The 21,435-nt window shown below is 39.6% G+C and carries 22 protein-coding genes; 12 read left to right on the top strand and 10 right to left on the bottom strand.

Features of this window, described 5'->3' with window-relative positions; all coding sequences use genetic code 11:
* Positions 1–28 precede the first annotated feature (28 nt).
* The 4 genes from HWV58_RS21815 to HWV58_RS21800 all read left to right on the top strand — a co-directional run bounded on the left by HWV58_RS21815 (position 29) and on the right by HWV58_RS21800 (position 4,955).
* Entirely contained in the window at positions 29–796 is a 768-nt protein-coding gene (locus HWV58_RS21815; protein WP_175636126.1) for a TatD family hydrolase, read from the top strand.
* Positions 797–1,057: 261 nt separating this feature from the next.
* A complete protein-coding gene (locus HWV58_RS21810; RefSeq protein ID WP_124561591.1) occupies positions 1,058–2,077 on the top strand; it encodes an asparaginase in 1,020 nt (339 codons plus the stop codon).
* 337 nt (positions 2,078–2,414) lie between these two features.
* Entirely contained in the window at positions 2,415–3,830 is a 1,416-nt protein-coding gene (locus HWV58_RS21805; protein WP_175636125.1) for an MBL fold metallo-hydrolase, read from the top strand.
* Positions 3,831–3,986: 156 nt separating this feature from the next.
* Positions 3,987–4,955 (top strand): YpdA family putative bacillithiol disulfide reductase, encoded by a 969-nt coding sequence (locus HWV58_RS21800; protein WP_175636124.1) that lies wholly within the window; start codon positions 3,987–3,989, stop codon positions 4,953–4,955.
* Between the two features lie 265 nt (positions 4,956–5,220).
* Here the strand turns inward: HWV58_RS21800 and HWV58_RS21795 are convergent, their stop codons facing one another.
* The 5 genes from HWV58_RS21795 to HWV58_RS21775 all read right to left on the bottom strand — a co-directional run bounded on the left by HWV58_RS21795 (position 5,221) and on the right by HWV58_RS21775 (position 8,773).
* On the bottom strand, positions 5,221–6,030 hold the full coding sequence (locus tag HWV58_RS21795; protein WP_175636123.1) for an alpha/beta hydrolase: 810 nt from the start codon (positions 6,028–6,030) through the stop codon (positions 5,221–5,223).
* A 754-nt stretch (positions 6,031–6,784) separates the two neighbouring features.
* Positions 6,785–7,150 (bottom strand): hypothetical protein, encoded by a 366-nt coding sequence (locus tag HWV58_RS21790; protein WP_175636122.1) that lies wholly within the window; start codon positions 7,148–7,150, stop codon positions 6,785–6,787.
* Entirely contained in the window at positions 7,150–7,482 is a 333-nt protein-coding gene (locus tag HWV58_RS21785) for a hypothetical protein (RefSeq protein ID WP_175636121.1), read from the bottom strand. The genes HWV58_RS21790 and HWV58_RS21785 overlap by 1 nt, the downstream gene beginning before the upstream one ends.
* Complete coding sequence (locus tag HWV58_RS21780; RefSeq protein WP_175636120.1) at positions 7,475–7,720, bottom strand: hypothetical protein; 246 nt, start codon at positions 7,718–7,720, stop codon at positions 7,475–7,477. Before HWV58_RS21780 ends, HWV58_RS21785 begins: the two co-directional genes overlap by 8 nt.
* Positions 7,721–7,756: 36 nt before the next feature.
* Positions 7,757–8,773 carry an alpha/beta hydrolase gene (locus HWV58_RS21775; protein ID WP_175636119.1) on the bottom strand — a complete coding sequence of 339 codons (1,017 nt, stop codon included), beginning with the start codon at positions 8,771–8,773 and terminating at the stop codon, positions 7,757–7,759.
* Between the two features lie 293 nt (positions 8,774–9,066).
* Between HWV58_RS21775 and HWV58_RS21770 the strand changes: the two genes are divergently transcribed.
* The 3 genes from HWV58_RS21770 to HWV58_RS21760 all read left to right on the top strand — a co-directional run bounded on the left by HWV58_RS21770 (position 9,067) and on the right by HWV58_RS21760 (position 12,721).
* Positions 9,067–10,038 (top strand): polyprenyl synthetase family protein, encoded by a 972-nt coding sequence (locus HWV58_RS21770; RefSeq protein ID WP_175636118.1) that lies wholly within the window; start codon positions 9,067–9,069, stop codon positions 10,036–10,038.
* Positions 10,038–11,093: a TerC/Alx family metal homeostasis membrane protein gene (locus HWV58_RS21765; protein WP_175636117.1), complete on the top strand. Its 1,056-nt coding sequence runs from the start codon at positions 10,038–10,040 to the stop codon at positions 11,091–11,093. Before HWV58_RS21770 ends, HWV58_RS21765 begins: the two co-directional genes overlap by 1 nt.
* Positions 11,094–11,272: 179 nt before the next feature.
* Positions 11,273–12,721 carry a M28 family peptidase gene (locus HWV58_RS21760; protein WP_175636116.1) on the top strand — a complete coding sequence of 483 codons (1,449 nt, stop codon included), beginning with the start codon at positions 11,273–11,275 and terminating at the stop codon, positions 12,719–12,721.
* A gap of 25 nt (positions 12,722–12,746) precedes the next feature.
* Here the strand turns inward: HWV58_RS21760 and HWV58_RS21755 are convergent, their stop codons facing one another.
* Together HWV58_RS21755 and HWV58_RS21750 are read right to left on the bottom strand one after the other, a co-directional pair.
* Positions 12,747–13,499, bottom strand: a complete 753-nt coding sequence (locus tag HWV58_RS21755; RefSeq protein WP_175636115.1) for a hypothetical protein — start codon at positions 13,497–13,499, stop codon at positions 12,747–12,749.
* Positions 13,500–13,508: 9 nt separating this feature from the next.
* Complete coding sequence (locus tag HWV58_RS21750) at positions 13,509–13,937, bottom strand: CBS domain-containing protein (protein ID WP_175636114.1); 429 nt, start codon at positions 13,935–13,937, stop codon at positions 13,509–13,511.
* Positions 13,938–14,245: 308 nt separating this feature from the next.
* Between HWV58_RS21750 and HWV58_RS21745 the strand changes: the two genes are divergently transcribed.
* Together HWV58_RS21745 and HWV58_RS21740 are read left to right on the top strand one after the other, a co-directional pair.
* Positions 14,246–14,548, top strand: coding sequence for a GNAT family N-acetyltransferase (locus tag HWV58_RS21745; RefSeq protein WP_175636113.1), 303 nt, complete (start codon positions 14,246–14,248; stop codon positions 14,546–14,548).
* A gap of 188 nt (positions 14,549–14,736) precedes the next feature.
* Complete coding sequence (locus HWV58_RS21740) at positions 14,737–16,149, top strand: alpha-L-fucosidase (RefSeq protein WP_175636112.1); 1,413 nt, start codon at positions 14,737–14,739, stop codon at positions 16,147–16,149.
* Positions 16,150–16,419: 270 nt separating this feature from the next.
* Here the strand turns inward: HWV58_RS21740 and HWV58_RS21735 are convergent, their stop codons facing one another.
* On the bottom strand, positions 16,420–17,397 hold the full coding sequence (locus HWV58_RS21735) for a Gfo/Idh/MocA family protein (RefSeq protein ID WP_175636111.1): 978 nt from the start codon (positions 17,395–17,397) through the stop codon (positions 16,420–16,422).
* A gap of 257 nt (positions 17,398–17,654) precedes the next feature.
* On the opposite strand from HWV58_RS21735, the gene ahcY reads away from it, so the two are divergent.
* Both ahcY and HWV58_RS21725 read left to right on the top strand, forming a co-directional pair.
* The gene (gene ahcY, locus HWV58_RS21730; RefSeq protein ID WP_175636110.1) at positions 17,655–18,971 is read left to right on the top strand and encodes an adenosylhomocysteinase; all 1,317 of its coding nucleotides are present in this window, start codon (positions 17,655–17,657) and stop codon (positions 18,969–18,971) included.
* Between the two features lie 237 nt (positions 18,972–19,208).
* Positions 19,209–19,550 (top strand): DUF6370 family protein, encoded by a 342-nt coding sequence (locus HWV58_RS21725; RefSeq protein WP_175636109.1) that lies wholly within the window; start codon positions 19,209–19,211, stop codon positions 19,548–19,550.
* A gap of 132 nt (positions 19,551–19,682) precedes the next feature.
* Here HWV58_RS21725 and HWV58_RS21720 read toward each other — a convergent pair whose 3' ends face one another.
* Entirely contained in the window at positions 19,683–20,651 is a 969-nt protein-coding gene (locus HWV58_RS21720; RefSeq protein ID WP_175636108.1) for a polysaccharide deacetylase family protein, read from the bottom strand.
* Between the two features lie 13 nt (positions 20,652–20,664).
* Entirely contained in the window at positions 20,665–21,165 is a 501-nt protein-coding gene (locus tag HWV58_RS21715) for a hypothetical protein (protein ID WP_175636107.1), read from the bottom strand.
* A gap of 140 nt (positions 21,166–21,305) precedes the next feature.
* On the opposite strand from HWV58_RS21715, the gene HWV58_RS24535 reads away from it, so the two are divergent.
* Complete coding sequence (locus tag HWV58_RS24535) at positions 21,306–21,428, top strand: hypothetical protein (RefSeq protein ID WP_262890336.1); 123 nt, start codon at positions 21,306–21,308, stop codon at positions 21,426–21,428.
* Positions 21,429–21,435: the final 7 nt, after the last annotated feature.

Genomic DNA, 21,435 nt, shown 5'->3' with positions numbered 1-21,435 from the left:
TTTCCATCATCCATTTAACATTACAAAAATGATTTTCACCGATACCCATACCCATTTATATTACGAGCAAGATGCCGAAAAACAGGCGCAGTTAATGGAGCGCTGCTTTGAAAACAATGTGAACCGTTTGTTTTTGCCAAACGTAGATGTAAAATCGATTGCGATGATTGATGATCTGGTAGCAAAATATCCGGAAAATTGTTTTGCTATGGCTGGCTTGCACCCTTGTGATGTAAAAGAAGATTACCTGAGTGTGCTTGATGAGATCTATGCAAGTATTGCCGGAAGGAAGATTTATGCCGTCGGCGAAATTGGAATCGATTTATATTGGGATAAAACGACTTTGGCGATTCAGCAGGATGCCTTTCATAAACAGATTGCCTGGGCTAAAGATTTGGGGTTGCCTATCGTAATCCATTGTCGTGAAGCCTTTGACGAGGTTTTTGAAGTTTTAGAAAGTGAAAAGGACGAAAAACTCCGTGGAATTTTCCATTGTTTTACCGGTAATTTGGCACAGGCAAAACAGGCCATCGATTTAAATTTCTATCTAGGTATTGGCGGCGTTATTACCTATAAAAAAGCAGGACTGGATGCTGTACTTGCTGATATTCCTTTGGCGAATGTGGTGCTGGAAACCGATTCGCCTTATCTGGCACCGGTGCCATTCCGCGGTAAACCCAACGAAAGCAGCTACCTGATTTATATTGCCCAGAAACTGGTAGATATTTATGGCGCATCTATTGAAGAGATTGCAGCTGTAACCACAGCGAATTCGAAAAAGATTTTTGGCGTTTAAAAAGTATTTCATCTACTGGTTGGTGTCCTCACCAACCAGCTTTAGTTCATCGCTATTGTTCAGCATCTCTTCATTTACTTGATATCCTCACCAACCAGCATACTACAATCCATTTTGCTGATTTGGTAAATAAAAACTAAATTTTTTATTTTATTGGCAACTAAAGCGTTTTAATGGATGTTTTTGTTGATAATTTCAAAATATCGACCTATCATTTGTAATTTTTTGCTTTCTTTGCGGTGAGCAACCTTCACCAACCAAATGACCAAAGTACTTATAATTTATACCGGTGGTACCATCGGTATGGTTAACGATCCTACCAACGGGATGTTAGTTCCCTTTAATTTCGAACAGATCAAAGAAAATGTTCCGGAATTAAACCGTTTAGATTATCATTTAGATGTACATTCCTTTAATCCGGTACTCGATTCATCGAACATGGATCCCGAAATCTGGAAGACTTTGGCCGACCTGATTTACAATAAATACGATCAGTACGATGGTTTTGTGATTTTGCATGGATCTGATACCATGGCTTTTACCGCTTCGGCATTGAGTTTTATGCTCGAAAATCTGGATAAACCAGTTGTTTTAACCGGTTCGCAATTGCCAATAGGCGAAATCAGGACAGATGCCAAAGAGAATTTAATTACTGCCCTCGAAATAGCCGCTACCAAAGAAGATGGCAGGGCATTGTTTCCAGAGGTTTGCATTTATTTTGATGCACAGTTGTTTAGGGGTAACCGTTCTATTAAATACAACAGCGAGAAATTTGAGGCTTTCCGCTCACCCAATTACCCCATTTTAGCCGAGGCTGGTGTTCACCTGCAGTTCTACAGAAATTATATCATTAAAGCCCCGCAAGGCAAATTAACCCTGCATACCAACTTCAATTCGAATATTGGTGTGCTGAAATTATATCCGGGCATTACCCCACAAGCCGTTCAGGCCATTACCGATTCGAAGGTAGATGCCATTATTTTAGAAACATTCGGTTCGGGCAATACCACCACCGCGCAATGGTTTTTAGATAGTTTGCGACAGGCCATTTTGAATGGAAAAATCATCATTGATATTTCGCAGTGTAAAAAAGGATCGGTACAATTGGGCCGATACGAAACCAGCAGGGAACTGCTAAAAATGGGGGTATTAAGTGGCTACGATTTAACCTTCGAGGCTACCGTAACCAAACTGATGTTTGTGATGGGGCTGGGTTTACCACTTGAAGAAAGCCGCAGGTTGATGGAAGAACCGCTGAGGGGAGAGTTGACTAAGGATTAGTGTAGCGGTTTGCTCTCCTAACTTTAACGTCATTTCGAGCGTAGTGAAGCGTAGTCGAGAAATCTATCTCGAGATAGATCTCTCCATTCCACTGCGTTACAGTCGAGATGACGATTTTTTTATTGGAGTTTGTCAATGATAACCTGTGAGGTCTAACACGCGCTAATAAGTAAAACTTCTGCAATTATGAGCAGTATCATTTCGGATATCCGGTTTTAGCCCTATTTTTGCTAGGAACAAATCGTCATGCTGAACTTCCGCTCGGCTGGTCGGATGGGTGTTTCAGCATCTTTCTGTAAGACCCTGAAATGAATTCAGAGTGACGTTACGAAGAATCATGAAAATAGAACAAATATATACAGGCTGCCTGGCAGAAGCTGCCTATTACATCGAAAGTAATGGCGAGGCTGCGATTATCGATCCTTTAAGAGAAGTTGCCACTTATTTAAAAAAGGCCGAAAAAGCCGGTGCGGTTATTAAATATATTTTCGAAACCCATTTTCATGCCGATTTCGTTTCGGGCCATGTAGATTTGGCAGAGAAATCGGGTGCAGAGATTATTTACGGTCCAACTGCAAAAACTGAATTTAAAGCACATATTGCTAAAGATGGAGAACAGTTTAAATTAGGTGACCTAACCATTACAGCTTTACACACACCCGGCCATACTTTAGAATCGACTACTTATTTGTTAACCGATGAGAACGGTAAAGATCACTGCATTTTTAGTGGCGATACTTTGTTTATTGGCGATGTTGGTCGCCCGGACCTGGCTCAAAAAGGCAACTTAACCATGGAAGATTTAGCTGGGATGCTCTACGACTCGCTAAACGAAAAAATTAAGCCCCTGGCCGATGATGTAATTGTTTACCCGGCACATGGTGCTGGATCGGCCTGTGGCAAAAGCATGAGTAAAGAAACTTTTGATACATTGGGCCACCAGAAACAGGTAAACTATGCATTGAAAGCTGAAACGAAAGAACAGTTTATTGCTGAGGTTACCGATGGTATTTTGCCTCCGCCACAATATTTTGCCAAAAACGCAGCTATTAATAAAGGTGGGGTAGAAAGCATTGATGAAGTTTACGAAAAAGGTTTAAATGCTTTAACTCCTCAGCAATTTGAAGATATGGCCAACCAAACCGGAGCCATTATGCTCGACACCCGCGATCCACAGGTTTTTGCAAAAGGTTTTATCCCAAATTCAATTAATATTGGGTTGAACGGGCAGTTTGCACCATGGGTTGGCGCATTAATTACCGATTTGCAGCAACCTATTTTATTGATTACCGAGCAAGGTAAAGCGGAAGAAACCATTACACGCTTAACCCGCGTAGGTTACGATAGTACCGTTGGTTATCTGGATGGTGGCTTTGAAAACTGGATTGCTGCCGATAAAGAAATAGATACCATCGAATCGATCTCAGCCGATACTTTTGAACAGGTTGCTACTGATACAGATATTACTGCACTCGATGTGCGCAAGCCCGGCGAATATGAATCGGAGCACCTGGAGTTTACGCTTAGCCGCCCCTTAGATTTTATAGACGACTGGATGGGCGAAATTGACCCGAAAGCAACTTACTATATTCATTGTGCCGGCGGTTACCGTTCTATGATTGCCGCATCGATCCTGAAATCGCGCGGCGTAGAGCAGGTAATTGATATTGCCGGTGGTTATGGAGCCATTAAAAATACAGGTTTAAAAAGAACCGATTTTGCCTGTCCAAGTAAAGCCATGAAAACATCTTAGCTCTGTCACAAAAAAAAAGATCGTCATTTCGAGCGGAGCGCAGCATAGCCGAGAAATCTACATCAATAGATCTCTATCGCCTGCAAAGGACTGGCATTGCGCGGTGTTTCACCAGATAGCTATCGGACAGAGATGGCAATAAATTTAAAATATTAGATGTCAGATAATCAAAACCATTACGACCTTTTAATTATAGGTGCCGGCCCCATTGGTATGGCTTGTGCCATTGAAGCCCAAAAAGCCAATCTTAGCTACATTATTGTAGAAAAAGGAGCATTGGTAAACAGTTTGTTCAATTACCCGGTTTTTATGACTTTCTTTTCCACCTCGCAAAGGCTGGAAATTGGAGGCGTACCATTTGTAACCATCAATCCGAAGCCAAACCGCAACGAAGCGGTGGAATATTATCGCCGTGTGGCAGAGAAATTCGACCTTAAAATTAATTTGTTCGAAAGGGTAGAGCAGGTTGACAAAAAAGAAGATGGTCTTTTTGAAATTAATACTTCGAAAACCACCTATACTGCTAAAAATGTAGTTGTAGCTACAGGTTTTTACGATGTGCCCTTATTGATGAACGTAGAGGGAGAAGATTTGCCTAAAGTTACCCACTACTATAAAGATCCGCATTTGTATGCTTTTCAAAATGTAGTGGTTGTAGGTGCCAACAATTCGGGAGTTGATGCTGCTTTAGAAACTTACCGCAAAGGTGCAAATGTAACCATGGTGGTGCGGAGTGGCGATTTGGGTCCGCATGTAAAATACTGGGTTAGGCCTGATATTCAGAACCGGATTAAAGAGGGAGAAGTTACAGCACTTTACAATTCTGAACTGGTAGCCATCAGGGAAAATGAGGTAGATATTAAAACACCTGAAGGAATAAAAACGATTGCCAACGATTTTGTAATTGCCATGACCGGATATCAGCCTGATTTTTCGATGTTGCGAAAATTCGGCATTGATTTACCCGAAAGCCTTTGCCCGTTTTATAACGAAGAAACGATGGAAACCAATGTAAAGGGATTGTACCTGGCAGGCGTGGTTTGCGGTGGTTTAGATACCCACAAGCTATTTATCGAAAACTCGCGGGTACATGCCGAAATGATTGTTAAAAATATTACAGAATAAACTTCCTAAAAAGTTAGAAGGAGGGGATTCAGGAAGAATTATCGTCATTGCGAGGAGGTACGACGAAGCAATCTATACTGCTATTGTTTTACTGCTAATGCTACACCTTAACAGAAAAGATTGCTTCACGCCAGGCAATTCCCGGCGCTTCCGTTCGCAATGACGAACCACCCACTTAGCTGCTCCTACTGGTTGGTGTCCTCACCAACCAGCATGTAGACTTATTCTCTGCTAGTTGGTGTCCTTACCAACAGTATATAAACCCTTAATTTTTCTTAGGGTACAACAAACCAAAGCCCTTATACAAGCCGTTGTGCAAAATGGTTAAATGATTTTCGTTGGGTAGCGGTGCAAAGTTTACCCTAAGGTTCTGGTAAGGCTTTAAAACTTCTGAAAGCTTTTTAGCATCTTCTTCCATTACTTTTCCTTCAGTACCTACAGTTATAAAAACATTGGCCTTAGCTTTCGAAAGGTTTTCGGCATACTTGGGGATATCCTTTAAAAGCGATTCATTATTCCACCATAAACTCGGACTAATAATCAGGTAATTGGTGAAAAGTGAAGGTTTCTTTAGCAGTATTTCTGTTGCTAATAAAGCACCCAGCGATTGCCCTATTATTGTTTTTTCGCCATTGCTTTTGTATTTCTGCTGAATGTAGGGCTGCAGTTCTTTTTCGATAAAAGCAATGAAACCGGCTGATTTGCCTGTAGTTGGAAAGTCTTTTAAATCAGCTTCAATGCTGGTTGGAAAGGTAAAATCCCTTTTCCGGTCTACATTGGCAATACCCACCACAATTGATTTGGGCATGGCTTCAATCATGGTTAAGAACTGCACCAATCCTGTAACATGAATGAAATCCTCGTTAGCAGAGCCATCTAAAAGGTAAATTACCGGATAGCTTTTGGCCGAGTCGGGCGAGTAACCTTCGGGTAAGTAAATGTTTAAGGCTCTGGTTTCGGCAAGTTGTTTCGATTTAATTTTTTCGGTTTTGCCTAACACAAATGGCTGTTCTTGCGAAAAGGAGAGGTTGATACTGATGATGCAGGTAAATACCAGACTAAAAAGGAGTTTCATGGGATTGAAATTTTGCTGCAACGGTAAGCAATAAATTTAATAATTACCAGAATCAAAATTAACCGTTGGCTAACTCCTTAAATGCGAGGAAAATAATTGCGGTTTATTTGTTGCTGTTTTTCGTATACCGGTATGTTGCCAATAATAAAGCGGTAATTACCAGAACCTGTAACAATAATAACCCGTTGAAGGGTGTTAAGAAATCTGTTGCGAACGCTTTGATCGGGTTAATTGTATCAGCTTTAATTTTTACGGATAAGGGCGGATAAACTGTCCACCCACTTTGCCAGGGATTAAAAAAAGATACCATGGGACTCGCTCTCATCAGGAGTATGCTGACAGCAAGACCCAAAACCAAAAAGATAAAGTAAGGAAGTTTTCGACGGAAACCCTGCCTTTTTTCTTTAATAAAATATAGGATAAACGAAAAGAGGATAAAACACCAAATTAAGATGTGTTGATCTTTGATCACAAAATAAGTATCGTGGAGATTAATGTCGATATCCTTTTCGAATACAGCTTTTCCAAAAAAGGCCAAACCGGCAAGTATAGCCAAAATTACACAGCCTAAGAGCCAGAAGCATTCAATTAAGGCGTTTTTTGTTTTGAGCATTTTTAGATGAATTTCAATAAAATAGTAGAGCTTGTAAAACCAATACCTTTATATAATTAAGATTTAGCGAGTAAATGCTGAATAAATTTAAAGTATTGATGTAATGCTCCTACAAAGCCGCACTTTATGATTAATTATCATTTATCCCCCAAACAATCGCATAATTTTATCCCACCATGAATTATTAACAGGCATATCGACTTCTTTTTTTAGGATATCTTCAGTTTCCGTTGCCTGTTCCTTTTCATCCTTCTCATTATTTGTATCGACAGTAGAAGGGAAAGGTCGATCATTAAAAGATTGAAATCTATATAAGGCTTCTGTCATTTCATCATCCTCCAGGTTTACCAATTTAATAAATTCATCTTTGTCTATCAGATCTAGAAAAACGTATGACTTAGCATATAATATGTGTTCTTTTAATACGTTCTTTAAATCTTCAAGCGTTTCATTAGAATCATTATCTATAGAGCCTAAAATTTTTATTCGATTACTTAAAGGTTGCATCAGTAAATATAATATTCCCCTTTCTTTTCAAGTATAAGTTCATTATGTGTCATTTGAACCCTGTAAAGAGGGTTGTTCTGAAAAGCTGTTGCGATTCCCAAACCAAAATAGATTAATTCTTCATCGTTAATTTGTCCCCAGATCCCTCCTTTCTTTGTGAAGAATTCCCGAGTGAAGGGTTCGAAATGCCAAGTCTGATAATTGTCGTTAATTATTTTAAGTAGTTTAAAATGAGATGTATGATCATAGTCTTCCTCCGCAATAAGATCACCATTGGCGTAAATCTTTCCTTCTGAGTCACATTTTCCACCAAAACAATCAACCTCAATCAATGCGATTTTTTTTTTGTTGATAAAGTCTGGAAATATTTTTTACAATTTGCTCTGTGGATTCCTTCTTGTCACTTTTGTCGGAATTTTTTAAGTTATATTGAGCCACAACGCCTTTAAACGGATGATTAAATTTCCTGATTTGAAAATCTTCAAGCATTTCAATAAAATTGATTTTTAACTTTTCAAACTCATCATCATTATCTAATGAAGTAATAAGGCTTAGTGTATTGTAACTCATGAATTTTATATTTGGGAAAAATAGATTAATGATTTTTTATCTAGAAGTATCCGGAACCGGGAAACTCTTTTTTATGTCTAGAATGTTTTCTACAAAACTATCAATAGCGGTTTCTACACCTGGTAAATCTTTAGAGGTAATGTAACAACCCAAAACGTGGTTGCCGGCATTTGGAATAGCTATTTTGCGTTTCTGGTTTTCGGGTGTTCCCAGCTGACCGAACATTTTGAGCATGGCATCTACACGCACCACGGGATCTTGCTCCAGTTCGTTTTTATAATAGTACAACATTAAAACAGGTTGCTTTACCTGTGCGAAAACTTTTTTGGTCATGGTGCTTTCTACAAACTCCTGCAACTCTACCAGCGATTCGATGCGGTAATTGGTGTACCAGTATTTTTTATACTCGAGCGTGCGGCCATCCACCTTGCGTTCGTCGCTGCGCAATACCCTGCGTGCAATTTGTAGTCCCCATGGGTCGTTAAGCATCCAGGCATTTTTATCATTAATGGCTACATTGGGCGAAAGTAAAATGAGGCTGTTAATTTCGGGGTAGGTAGCAGCTAATTTCAGGGCCACGGTACCGCCTGTTGAAGTGCCAACCAAAATAACCTTTTTGCCTAGTTTTTTGCCAATCGCATAGGCCTGTTTGCTGGTTTCCCATAATCTGTCGGCTGTAAAATATTGCATGGGTGCCAGGGTATCGATCCCATGATCGGCCAGGCGCGCCAGGTATAAATTGGCATGCAGCTTTTTAGCCAGGTTGATGTGCACAGGATCGCCTTCTGTTTTTGAAGCCGAAAAGCCATGGAGGTATACAATGGCATAATCGGTTTGCTGATGACTGCTATCGGCCCAGATAATTTCGGCGGCGTTGCCTGGTTTTATTTTGTGCTGGGCCTCGATGCCGGCCACATAATTATCCAGATCTTCGAGATCGGGTACCAGTGTAAGCTGTTGGTTGTAAACAGGTTTTTTGGGCTTTGGACCTAATAAATAGCCCGCCACGAGCAGTACCGAAATACCCAATACGATTTTGTAGCGCTTTTTCATCTATTTAGATTGAATGGTTTAAATGTAAACTTTTGAAATAAATAAAGCTAATTTTTTAGCGAATTGCTTTGGGCGGTTGAGGGGACATTTACCTGTACCTGCCATTGATTTTAAACCTGATAGCGCCAAATAGCCCACAGCCCGAAGCATGAGGGCGAGGACTATGGGCAATAGCAGGGCTGAAGTACTAAATAATTGCTGGCATTGCTTTACTAAACCTGTACAATGCTTTGCATTAGATTATCTTTTTATGGGAAATTAGCTTAAGTTTGCAATCAAAATTTTTCGACTTAATGCCGGGAATCGAACAGATAAAAACACCTATTGCTGCTGATATTAAAGCGTTTGAAAAAACCTTTAAAGAATCTATGCATAGCGACGCACCGTTGCTGGATAGGATTACCCATTACATTGTAAAGCAAAAAGGGAAACAAATGCGGCCTATGTTCGTGTTTTTTGCTGCTAAACTGTGCGGTGGAATTACAGAATCTACACACCGTGGGGCTGCCCTGGTTGAACTTTTACATACGGCAACGCTGGTGCACGATGATGTGGTGGATAATGCCTACGAGCGCCGTGGCTTTTTCTCGATAAATGCTTTATGGAAAAATAAAATTGCCGTTCTGGTGGGCGATTATTTGCTGGCCAAAGGGCTTTTGCTTTCGGTAAACAATAACGAGCACCGTTTGTTACAAATAGTATCGGAAGCGGTAAAACAAATGAGCGAGGGTGAGTTGCTGCAGGTAGAAAAGGTACGGCGGATGGACATTTCGGAGGATTTATACTTTGATGTAATCCGCCAGAAAACGGCCTCTTTAATTGCTTCTTGTTGTGCTGCGGGTGCTGCATCGGCTGGGGCTGACGATGAAACAATTGAAAAAATGCGCCTGTTTGGCGAAAAAGTAGGGATCGCATTTCAGATTAAAGACGATACTTTCGATTTTGGTACCGATGATGTGGGGAAACCACTGGGCATTGATATTAAAGAGAAAAAAGTAACCTTACCTTTAATTTATGCGCTAAACAAAGCCGAGAAAACTGAGCGTAAACGAATGATTAACCTTGTTAAAAACCACCAGGATGATCCGGTTAAAATTCAGCAAATTATTGATTTTGTAAATGCCCATGAGGGGGTTTATTATGCTAACCAAAAAATGATCGAATACCAGAACGAGGCTTTTGCCATTTTGCACGGCTTTGATGCCGGCGAAGCCAGAACAGGTTTAGAACAGCTTGTACTTTATACCACAGAACGTAAAAAATAATGACTAACGAACTACTTTTCAGCTTAGGTTTCCTTTTGTTTATTGTACTGATACTTGCTTTGGATTTAGGCCTTTTTAGCCGGAAAGAGCATGTTGTTAGCTTAAAACAAGCTGGCATAATGAGTTTGGTTATGGTTGCCCTGGCTTTAGGGTTTTATTTTTTGTTGTTAACAGAAGGCCATCAGCTGCATGGAATTAAGGATTTTAACCACCTGAAAGATATTGTAATCAGACATCAGCACCATATTAAACTAATCCCCGATGATTTTGATGGCAGCTTAGCCATTTACAGGCAAAACCTGGGACTGGAGTTTTTAACTGGTTATGTGATAGAGTATGCCCTTTCAGTTGATAATATTTTTGTAATTGTACTCATTTTCTCGGCCTTTGCGGTTGAAGAGAAATATTACCACCGCGTATTGTTCTGGGGTATTTTGGGGGCAATTATTATGCGTTTCATCTTCATCTTTGTTGGTGCAGCACTGATTGCCAAATTTGCCTGGATTCTATACCTCTTTGGTGCATTCCTGGTTTTTACAGGTGTAAAAATGTTTTTCAGCAACGATGACGATGACAAAATAGATCCTGAAAACCACCCTGTAGTTAAATGGGCTTCGAAAATATTTTCAATACACCCTAAATATGAGGGTAAAAAATTCTTTGTAAAAATTAATCACAAAACCCTGGTAACACCTTTGTTTCTGGTGTTGTTGATTGTTGAGTTTACCGATTTGTTATTCGCTGTCGATTCAATTCCGGCTATTTTTGCGGTAACCAAAGATCCGTACATTGTATTTTTCTCGAACATTTTCGCCATTATGGGCTTACGGTCTATGTTTTTCTTATTGGTGAACATTATCCATAAATTCCATTATTTGAAAACAGGTTTAGCGGTATTACTGGCCTTTATCGGTGTGAAAATGCTTGGCCATACTTATCTGGAGAAATGGGGTTTTACCACTGAGCACTCGCTGATTATAATCCTGGCGATACTGGTTATTAGTATTGTGGCATCGCTCGCTTTCCCGAAGAAAAAGGTTCATGCGAAACCTTAATTAGTTTTACTGGCTAAGATTTTCTGTTACTCTCCTTCTTAACCATATAAGGCATATAAGCTTCAATGACCTTATATGCCTTATATGGTTAGTTTTATTGGAAAACATAAAGCAAAATAACCGTTACAGCATCGATCCTGTGGTGCAAATTTGTATTTTCACCCAATTATCAACTTATTATGAAATACTTTTTCTCGGCTGCACTCATCTGTACGGCATTATTAGCCAATGCACAAGATCAATTTGGCGATGTGTTTTCGAAAATCAATGCCGATGTGCAACAAAATGCTAAAGCTTACCAGAATTTAAAATACGAAACCGAAACCATTGGTCACCGCTTAACCGGTTCGACAAATGGGGCAAAGGCAGAGCAATATGCTTTCGATTTACTGAAATCGTATGGCTGCGAGGTAAAGTTTCAGCCTTTTGAAGTTGAAAGCTGGAGCAGAAAGACCATTAGTGTAGAAATAGGTGCTGATAAAAACAGCCTGACTAAAATAAAAGCGGTAACACTGGCACACTCGCCGGTAAGCGCAAATGTGAGTGGCGATATTGTTGATGCTGGAAATGGGCTGGAGGCCGATTATCAGGCTAATCCAGCTAAATTTAAAGGAAAGATTGCACTGATTTATTTAGGTGTTTTACCGGGTTCGCCTGCTGGAACGAAATCACTGCACCGCTCAGAGAAAACAGCCATTGCCACCAAATACGGAGCCATTGGGGTTATTATCATCAATACGGTAAAAGATGGCGTGCTTTTAACAGGTACGGCTTCGGTTACAGGCAAATTAATTGCCATCCCTGCGGTTTGTATTGGTTTGGAAGATGGTATGGCTTTAAAAGAAAAGCTGAAAACACAAGCACAGGTTGCCCATATCGCCATGACAAATTTTTCGGGTGTAATTAAGGCGCGCAATGTAATTGCCACCTTTAAAGGAACCGAATTGCCAAAAGATAAAATTGTGGTTGGCGGACATTTAGATAGCTGGGATTTAGCTACTGGTGCCATCGATAACGGAATAGGTTCTTTTGCTATTATAGATATGGCACGCACCTTTAAAAAACTGAATTTGAAAACGAAACGAACTGTAGAGTTTGTGTTGTTTATGGGGGAGGAGCAAGGTTTATTGGGCTCAAAGGCTTATGTAGAGCAGGCCAAAAAGAACGGAACTTTAGCCCAGGTTAAATTTATGCTCAACTACGATATGACCAACGATCCTAAAGGCTTTTCGACTTCGAGAGCGGAGATGAAAGACTTATTTACGGCCTGGGGTGCAGAGATTGTAAAAATAGATACGGGTTTTAAAAATCTGTTTAATGCAGGAGCCGGTTTACATAGCGATCACCAACCGTTTATGCTGGAGGGCATACCTACGGGCGGAGGCTTTGGGGGAAAACTGCCTAATAACTCAGGCCCTTTTTACCACTCTGATGGAGATTCGTTTAAACTGGTTGATGAGCAGGAATTGAAAAATACCGTGCGCTACAGTGCCATGCTTACCTATGCCTTAGCTAATACCCCTAAAATACCAGTTGGCGTTCAGGGTGATGCAGAATTGCGTACATTTTTAGAATCGCAGAATTTAAAGGAGCCTTTAACTATAGCAGGCGAGTGGAGGTGGAATTAAGGACCAGCGAGAGATATTTTAACCATTAAAGCAGCCAGCAAAAAATACGGTAAGCTAAATACTCTTTTTCTAAAGTGCTATGCTTATTTATTGGCGAAATATCTGCGAGTCTTAATTTTTTTTCGTCTTTCCCTTTAAAATTTTCTTCGGGAAAGCCACTTATTCTACTGCTGTTAATTTTTGTGTCTAAAGGTGTAAGGATAAAGGTTAGGCTGTCTTGTTTGTTAATTCTGATCAACCTGATTGCATTGTTATTCAGCTGTTGTATTTTAACATGCTCATCTGTTGAAAGTGGGATTCCATTTTGGTAATAAATGCCAATGCTCTCGGTTGTGGTGTAGCTGGTCGGGTTTATCACGTTAATGGTATAAGCGGTATCCGGAAGCTGAGTTTTAAATTTCTTTTTTGCTGCTATTATTCTTTCCTCATTGATTGGAATCTGTTTCAGGAAATAATCTGATAATTTAATTTTTTTGTAATCGAGGGCAGTTTTGACCATTCTAGCGATTACATCCAAAGGTTTATTACCAGGATCTGCTATAAATAGAAAATAGCTTAAGAATGTTATGGTAACAACTCCACAAATCTGAAAGTATTTTGTTTTTTTCTTTTTTCGTTGTAATAAGTAGTGTATGCCCGCTAATGAGAGGGAAGCAGCGGCTATTATTGGAATGGTTAATATAGCCCCAAGACTAGCACCGCCACCAGCCATTGGAAAGCTGCTAAGCAAGAAATAGTTTAAAATAAGTGCAACCAGAGGATAAAGTAGCGGTTTCATTCGGGGTTTTTACCCGCTAATATAGCTTTCTAATTGCGAAATGGTTTGTTTTTGATCCTCAATAATAAACTTCACCACATCGCCGATTGAAACCATGCCTTTAACTTCGCCATCAACAACTATGGGTAAATGGCGGATATGCTTATCGGTCATCAGTTCCATGCAAAAATCGATGCTGTCGTTTAAGGTAATGGTAATAGGCGTAGCCGTCATGGCTTCATTAATCAGCGTATCTTTTGATGATTTACCCTGTAAAATAATCTTGCGGGCATAATCGCGTTCAGTAAAAATACCACGGAGCCTTTGGTCTTCCATCACCAGTACAGCGCTGATGTTTTTTTCGGTCATCACCTTTAAGGCATCCAGAACAGAAATATTTTCGGGCACCGAGATAATGCGCACCTGTTTGGTATCGAGTAAGTGTTTTACGGTTTTCATAACACTAGGATTTGGTTATCTGAATTTAAGCAATAATTGCTTGAAAATCAAAGTTTTGTTTTTATGTTTCCACTTTGTTTGCAAAAATGTATTTATGGTTTACATCCACTTACCATTTGAGCAAAGATGTAAAGTGTTATTAAGCCTTTACCGAAGTTTAGTTTGTACATAATGGAGCAAAAAAATGAATAGAGCTCATTTCTATTGCTTATCTTTCGGCTATCAATAAAATTTGTGCAAAACACTCTGATATGTGCAATATTTTAGCATTGATATTTTAAAAATTACCCAAAATCAATTAAGAAATCATGGCAGAAGTAAAATTAAACCTTCAGGAAGATGGACCAAGCTCATTCGATATTTTCGACGAAAATGGCAAAGCAGGAGAAATGGTATTTGATATTCAGGGCAACGACCTCACGGTTTACCATACTGAGGTTGAACCAGACAGAGAAGGCAAGGGCTATGCCAAGTTATTGCTGGATGCAATGGTGAGCTACGTGAGGGAAAATCATTTGATGGTAATTCCATTGTGCCCCTATGTGCATTTACAATTCAGAAGACACGAAGAATTGTATAAAGACATTTGGAATAAGAAACACGAGGATTAATGCTGTAAACCAATTGCGCTGTTTTTCAGTCAGATTTGCCCGCGGCAGTTCATCTGACTGAAAATTCCTCAAAAGTTTAAATCAACCTGCCGGTTGAAATTCGCCCTGGATGTTTTTGACTAAATCTATCCAATACCTTTAAAACCAAAACTTACAACTTAACTATTTATAAATTACCTTATCCGAAAATGAAACTTGTATCCATTCAGAAAAACGTTTTAGTTGCCTTATTAATCTTGATTTCGCCGCTGGTGAAAGCACAATTTAAAAATGCTGAAGCCGCAAAACAGCTTAACCAGCTTCAGCAGAAATTTGTCGATCTGCGTTTTGGTATGTTTATCCACTATAACATTCCCACTTATGCCAATGCCGACTGGCCCGATCCTGATGCCTCACCAAAATTATTTAATCCTAAAAAACTCGATGCCAACCAATGGGCTAAAGCAGCTAAATCGGCCAATATGAGCTATGGTTGTTTAACGACCAAGCACCACAGCGGTTTCTGTATCTGGGATACCAAAAGCACCGATTACAATGTAATGAATAGTCCTTATGGCAAAGATGTAGTAAAGCAGTTTGCCGATGCTTTTCGTGCCAATGGCCTGAAAGTAATGCTATATTACTCTATTCTTGATACGCACCATAAGTTGAGACCAAATCAGATTACACCAAAGCATATCGACATGATTAAGCAGCAGATTACCGAATTGTTGACCAAATATGGTAAAATTGAGGCTTTAATTATCGACGGTTGGGATGCGCCCTGGTCGCGGATTTCTTATGATGATGTCCCTTTTGAAGATATTTATACCTTGATTAAAACCTTGCAGCCCGATTGTCTGGTGATGGATTTGAATGGTGCCAAATACCCTGCAGAAGGTTTGTACTACACTGATATTAAAACTTACGAAATGGGTGCCGGCCAGCGCATGCATAAAGAAAACAAAGTAATGCCTGCTTTGGCTTGTTTGCCAATTAATACCTCGTGGTTTTGGAAAACCGACTTTCCTACAGTACCGGTACGTAAGCCTAACGAAATTGTAGAAAGGCTGATTAAACCTTTAAACGAAGCCAGCTGTAACTTTATTCTCAATGTTGCGCCAAACCGCGATGGATTAATTGATAATAATGCAATTGAATCGCTGAAAGAAGTAGGTAAATTGTGGAAGAATGAAGGTGCCACTGCTACATTGCCACCACTCGATTTACCCATTATTTCGAGCAATATCGCCATCAACCAGGCGGCAAACGCGACCTGGAGCGATGATATGAATATTATGGATTTTGCCAATGATGACAGTTATCGTTCTTCGTGGACCTCGAACAGCTCGGTTGCCAAACCCTGGTTCGAAATCGACCTTAAAAATGAGCAGGCTGTAAATATGATTGTTATTGCCGAACAAAAAGCCAACATTGATGAGTATGTGCTCGAATATTGGAATGGTGTGGAGTGGAAAAAAATTACAGATGGCAAAAATGCTGACCGGATCAAAATCCATCGTTTCGACCGTGTTTGGACCAGTAAGGTGCGCATCCGTATCGAACACTCAAAAGAAACTGCATCAATTGCCGAATTTCAGGTCTTTAACGAAAGAAGATAAATACATTTAAATAAATTTCTTTGCGACTGGTATTTATATCGGTCCAAAGAAATTTTTGTTGCCGATTTGTGCAGCCCTTTTAAAATGAGAAAGCCCCATATTACTATGAGGCTGAAATTATTTTGCAGTATACAACATCCATCGTATAAAGCTTAAACCAAACAAACTAAATAATAGACAAACGGGCTAAAATTTTGTTTTAATTTTTTTAAATTATTTTATAAAACGGTTTGTTTTTTATTTAATATATTGGTTACTAGTCTTTTATTTTTAAAAATTTGCGGTGAAGCCATCCAATAATTCCATCGTTTTTAGTGCCTCTTCTCCACTGCAGGGATTTTTGCTTTTATCCAGGAAATAAGCCACAACCTTTTCTATCATCGGTTGCTCTACATGGGCAAGTGGTAAAAAATCAAACTGTTCTTCTACACCATTACGGGTAAGTTTAACCTGGTGGCCAAACATCGGGAAGCTGATTTTTCCTTTCGAGCCATAAATATCGCAAATATCCATTTGCTGGCCTTCGGCAACGGTAAAACACCAGGTACCGTTAAATACCACACCATTTTCGAATAAAATGCGTCCGGTTACCAAATCATCAACAGGTTGTTGTTTCGATTGGTTAAGCGCAATTCCGCTAGAAGTATTAATTTCTCCAAAAAAGTAGAGCATCAAATCGAGCTGATGTGGTGCGAGGTCGTGAAAAAGACCACCGCCACCAATATTCGGATCCATGCGCCAGTTGTAAGCTGTTTTGGCAATTACTTGGCTTTTTTGCGGCTGCAGCATGCGCAAATCAACAAAGCGGATATCGCCGATTACTTGTTTATCGATCAATGATTTTACTTTCAAAAACAAGGGCTGCTCGCGACGGTAATGCGCTACACTGAGTTTCACACCATAATTATTTGCTGCATTTACCATGCGTTGCGCAGCGGCAGCATTTAAGGCCATGGGTTTTTCTACATATACCGGTTTGCCCGCGGCAAGTGCTTCGATGGTGTAAGCCTCGTGCTGCAGGGGCGGGGTAGCAATATAAATGGCATTTACTTCAGGGTCGTTAATCAGCTCAGTAGCATCGCTATACCATTTCGGTACATCATGGCGCCGGGCATAATCTGCAGCTTTAACTGCATCCCTACGCATTACGGCCACTAATGATGAGTTGGGCACTTTGTTAAACGCCGGTCCACTTTTAACCTCGGTTACATCACCACAGCCAATAATCCCCCATTTAATTTCATTCATAAAGCAAAGCAAATTGTTTTGGCTGGTAAGTTAGCAATAGGTGGCGATTTTTAAAACCAGCATCGGATTTATTTGAAGAAAAGTAATCGTTCTGTATAATTAGGTTAACTACAAGTTGTAAAGTGATAAGGGTTTAGTATTCACATCAAAATTACGTACTTTTGTACGCTGTTAATCAGAATAGGTTTGCCAATGGTTTGCTTTATATTTTGATTTCCGGTTAAAAAATTGATTATCAATTAATTAAAAAGAAAATTATGTCATCAGTAGAGACAACTTACATCCCTTACAAAGTTAAGGACATTTCACTGGCAGAATGGGGCCGTAAAGAAATCGAATTAGCCGAAGCAGAAATGCCAGGTTTAATGAGTTTACGTAAAGAATTCGGTCCAACACAACCGTTAAAAGGTGCGCGTATTGCAGGTTGTCTGCACATGACCATCCAAACGGCTGTATTAATCGAAACATTAGTGGCTTTAGGTGCTGAAGTTACCTGGTCATCATGCAATATTTTTTCTACACAAGATCATGCTGCTGCGGCAATCGCTGCTGCTGGTATCCAGGTTTATGCGTGGAAAGGTTTAAACGAGCAGGAATTTGACTGGTGTATTGAACAAACTTTACACTTCGGTCCGGAGCAACAACCATTAAACATGATTTTGGATGATGGTGGCGATTTAACCAACATGGTTTTTGATAAATATCCTGAGCTGATTGCAGCGATCAAAGGTTTATCGGAAGAAACCACTACCGGTGTTCACCGCTTGTACGAAAGAATGAAAAACGGAACTTTGCATTTACCTGCAATTAACGTTAACGATTCTGTAACTAAATCTAAGTTCGATAACAAATACGGTTGCCGCGAATCATTGGTTGATGCAATCCGTCGCGCAACTGATGTAATGATGGCTGGTAAAGTAGCTGTAGTTTGCGGTTATGGCGATGTGGGTAAAGGTTCAGCAGAATCATTAAGCTCACAAGGTGTACGTGTAATCGTTACGGAAATCGATCCAATTTGTGCTTTACAAGCTGCAATGGAAGGTTACGAAGTTAAAAAATTCGCTACAGCTGTTAAAGAAGCAGATATTATTGTAACTACTACAGGTAACCGTGATATCGTTCGTGGCGAGCATTTCTTAACCATGAAAGATAAAGCTATTGTTTGTAACATCGGTCACTTCGATAACGAAATCGATGTTGCCTGGTTAAACAGCAACTATGGTTCAACTAAAGTAGAAATTAAACCTCAGGTAGATAAATATACTATCGAAGGTAAAGATATCATTCTATTGGCTGAAGGCCGTTTAGTTAACTTAGGTTGTGCAACTGGTCACCCAAGTTTTGTAATGAGTAACTCGTTTACCAACCAAACTTTAGCACAGTTAGAGCTTTGGACTAACACAGATAAATACGAAAACAAAGTGTATGTTTTGCCTAAGTATTTAGATGAGAAAGTTGCCCGTTTACACTTAGAAAAAATTGGTGTAGAGTTAGATGTATTAGATCAACACCAGGCTGATTATATCGGTGTGCCTGTTGAAGGTCCGTTTAAATCAGACGAATATCGTTACTAATCAGTTTACAGTTTTGAGTTATCAGTTAACTTGAAACTAATCATACTTAAGGGATGTGCACATTGCATATCCCTTTTTTTGTTCCCCTCTACTTAGAGGGGTGTCCGAAGGACGGGGTGTGTTTACTTGTTTTAGGTATTTTCATTCTCTTCAGGGAATCTTCTTGCTCGGCAGTTTTATTACACCAAACAGCATTTCTTTGCCTGTTAAAATCCTACATTTGATAAAAAATAAGTCATGAAAAATTTAATCATAGCCTTGTGTTTAAGTGTATTTGCTATTTCAGTAAATGCCCAAACCACTCCCCAAAAAGCAGATGCTGCAAAAGTTATCACCAAACAAACTGTAGATATTGCCTGTGGCGAATGCCAGTTCAAAATGAAAGGTAAGGATTGCGAGCTCGCCGTGAAAATAGATGGCAAGCCCTATTTTGTAGATGGTAAAAACATCGACGATTTTGGTGATGCGCACGGCGAACATGGTTTTTGCAATGCGGTAAGCAAAGCAGAAGTAACCGGCGAAATTGTGAATAACCGCTTTAAGGCAAAAGAAATAAAGTTATTGCCGGTTAAGAAGTAGCTTTTACCGCAAAGCACGCAAAGTTTTTCGCAAAGTGGCGCGAAGTATGGTTTACAAATAATCTGTACGCTTTATGTTTCAGTCTCTGTGAGCTTTGCGTATTTCTTAGCGTTCTCTGCGGTTAGAATACGATTATTCAAACTCCTTTTCCAATCCCTGTCTTAAATCAAATAGCAGCCATTGCTTGCGGTTTACATCGGCCTGTCTGTTTTTAAGCAGTTCTATAAAATCTTTCACGCCGATTTCTTCGTTTCCGTTGCCGTGGATCAATACAATACTTCCGGCATTGGCTTGCTGCCCTTTGGCTAACCAGGCATCACTTCCAATGGGTATTAAACCATAAGCTTCAATTTGATCAACGATTGTCTTATCTGAAACCAAACCCGGGAAACGAAAAAATACCGATGGCGTTAAGCCGTTTTTGAGCATCAGTTTCTCGTTTTCCAAAACTTCTACATCGAGGTTTGTTCCTGCGGCAAGCAAAAAATTTTCGGCGAGGGGCAATTTGTTTACCTCGTGGTTATAAGAATGGTTAACCCAGGTAATGTTCAGCTCTTTTTGCGCTTCGAGGCTTTTTAGCCAGTTTAAATCATCTTCATGTTTTAACATCCATTTTCCAGAAACCGAAATGGCAAGCGGGGCGGGTTGCTCAATTTTTTTAAATTCATCAAAAACCGACTGAAAAATAATGCGGTCTAAGGCCTTGTGCGAAGGACAGAGGTCGATAGTTAAAGTAATACCTTTCTCATTTGGGAAAGCATGGTCGATACCTGCATTTTGCAGTTGGATATCTTTAGCGGCGGCGGCTTCTAACGCTTTTACATAGGCTGTATTTTTGAAAATAGCTAATACATTTGGCCATTTCAGGCTGCTGGTGGTGTAGTTAATGGCTAAATCAACCTTGGTATCTAATGTTTGTGGATTAACCAATAACAGATACTTTAAGCCTTCAGCAGTGAAGCTCCTGGTAGCAAGCCATTGGTTGGTTGCACCTTTTGCCAAAGCATAATTTACCTTGTACTTGCTTACCGATTCAAATTTTTGGGCATAAACACAGGTGCCCAACAGTAAGAATAGAAAAAGCGCTTTAAATTTTAGCATGATTAAAAGAGGCTTAAATAAATTGGGTATTAGCTATCTTTTTCTCTTTCTTTTTTTCTTTTAAACTTTCTTTGTAGTCTTTTTTAAGCTCCTTTAAATCTGCTTTCATTTCTTTTCTGGCTTGTCTTTTTTCGGCAGCAGAGTCGTAATCGCCATTTTTAAAATCGTCGATAATTTCCTTTTTTTCCAATTCGTAATCCAGTTCGTCGGCATGATCGGCCATACCTTTGGCAATTAGGTTGGCTATACCACGCTGATCGGTTGTATTGCCTGATTTGCTCATCGCTTCTGCCGATTTTAACTGTTTCATCATGGTTTTAACCAGGCTTTTGGGCAATGATTTTTTGAGCTCGTTTTCTACCTTTTTCCAATCCTGACTGCCCATTTTCTTAGCCGTATCAATAGGCGTAAGAACTATTTGGGAAAGTATTTTCGTCTGTTTAACTGATTTTTGTTCGTGGGCGAAGAGCTTACCAGCAGTTAATACCAGTAAGAAGAGGATAATTTTTTTCATAAGGGCGAGGTTAAATCTGATTTGAAACTAATCAATTTTCGTTAGAATGTAAAACTACACGGGCTTTTGCTGTAATCATTAAAACCTTATTTAAAATCTTTCTAATTTAGCTCAAATCTGTTATCTTTACCACAACAGTAATGAACAAAGAAAAAGTAAAATTATGGTTCAAAAGGGTAGGCCTGGTTGGCTTCCTGTTCTTTCTGATTAAAGGATTGATCTGGCTTGTTGTGTTTTACTTTATCGGTAAAAATGTAACCTGAGGTTCAT

Origin of the sequence: Pedobacter ghigonis, assembly GCF_903166585.1 — a bacterium.
GTDB lineage: Bacteria > Bacteroidota > Bacteroidia > Sphingobacteriales > Sphingobacteriaceae > Pedobacter > Pedobacter ghigonis.
The sequence above is the reverse complement of the archived record's forward strand: the minus strand, read 5'-3'. Positions and strand labels throughout refer to the sequence as shown.

What these genes read in the sequence shown, in the direction of transcription:
- ahcY (WP_175636110.1), top strand. Translation starts at nt 17,655, where the DNA reads ATGTCATCAGTAGAGACAACTTACATCCCTTACAAAGTTAAGGACATT.
- HWV58_RS21745 (WP_175636113.1), top strand. Translation starts at nt 14,246, where the DNA reads ATGGCAGAAGTAAAATTAAACCTTCAGGAAGATGGACCAAGCTCATTC.
- HWV58_RS21725 (WP_175636109.1), top strand. Translation starts at nt 19,209, where the DNA reads ATGAAAAATTTAATCATAGCCTTGTGTTTAAGTGTATTTGCTATTTCA.
- HWV58_RS21765 (WP_175636117.1), top strand. Translation starts at nt 10,038, where the DNA reads ATGACTAACGAACTACTTTTCAGCTTAGGTTTCCTTTTGTTTATTGTA.
- HWV58_RS21735 (WP_175636111.1), bottom strand. Translation starts at nt 17,397, where the DNA reads ATGAATGAAATTAAATGGGGGATTATTGGCTGTGGTGATGTAACCGAG.
- HWV58_RS21755 (WP_175636115.1), bottom strand. Translation starts at nt 13,499, where the DNA reads ATGAAACCGCTACTTTATCCTCTGGTTGCACTTATTTTAAACTATTTC.
- HWV58_RS21760 (WP_175636116.1), top strand. Translation starts at nt 11,273, where the DNA reads ATGAAATACTTTTTCTCGGCTGCACTCATCTGTACGGCATTATTAGCC.
- HWV58_RS21790 (WP_175636122.1), bottom strand. Translation starts at nt 7,150, where the DNA reads ATGCAACCTTTAAGTAATCGAATAAAAATTTTAGGCTCTATAGATAAT.
- HWV58_RS21805 (WP_175636125.1), top strand. Translation starts at nt 2,415, where the DNA reads ATGAAAATAGAACAAATATATACAGGCTGCCTGGCAGAAGCTGCCTAT.
- HWV58_RS21800 (WP_175636124.1), top strand. Translation starts at nt 3,987, where the DNA reads ATGTCAGATAATCAAAACCATTACGACCTTTTAATTATAGGTGCCGGC.
- HWV58_RS21810 (WP_124561591.1), top strand. Translation starts at nt 1,058, where the DNA reads ATGACCAAAGTACTTATAATTTATACCGGTGGTACCATCGGTATGGTT.
- HWV58_RS21750 (WP_175636114.1), bottom strand. Translation starts at nt 13,937, where the DNA reads ATGAAAACCGTAAAACACTTACTCGATACCAAACAGGTGCGCATTATC.
- HWV58_RS21815 (WP_175636126.1), top strand. Translation starts at nt 29, where the DNA reads ATGATTTTCACCGATACCCATACCCATTTATATTACGAGCAAGATGCC.
- HWV58_RS21780 (WP_175636120.1), bottom strand. Translation starts at nt 7,720, where the DNA reads ATGAGTTACAATACACTAAGCCTTATTACTTCATTAGATAATGATGAT.
- HWV58_RS21740 (WP_175636112.1), top strand. Translation starts at nt 14,737, where the DNA reads ATGAAACTTGTATCCATTCAGAAAAACGTTTTAGTTGCCTTATTAATC.
- HWV58_RS21775 (WP_175636119.1), bottom strand. Translation starts at nt 8,773, where the DNA reads ATGAAAAAGCGCTACAAAATCGTATTGGGTATTTCGGTACTGCTCGTG.
- HWV58_RS24535 (WP_262890336.1), top strand. Translation starts at nt 21,306, where the DNA reads ATGAACAAAGAAAAAGTAAAATTATGGTTCAAAAGGGTAGGCCTGGTT.
- HWV58_RS21795 (WP_175636123.1), bottom strand. Translation starts at nt 6,030, where the DNA reads ATGAAACTCCTTTTTAGTCTGGTATTTACCTGCATCATCAGTATCAAC.
- HWV58_RS21770 (WP_175636118.1), top strand. Translation starts at nt 9,067, where the DNA reads ATGCCGGGAATCGAACAGATAAAAACACCTATTGCTGCTGATATTAAA.
- HWV58_RS21715 (WP_175636107.1), bottom strand. Translation starts at nt 21,165, where the DNA reads ATGAAAAAAATTATCCTCTTCTTACTGGTATTAACTGCTGGTAAGCTC.
- HWV58_RS21720 (WP_175636108.1), bottom strand. Translation starts at nt 20,651, where the DNA reads ATGCTAAAATTTAAAGCGCTTTTTCTATTCTTACTGTTGGGCACCTGT.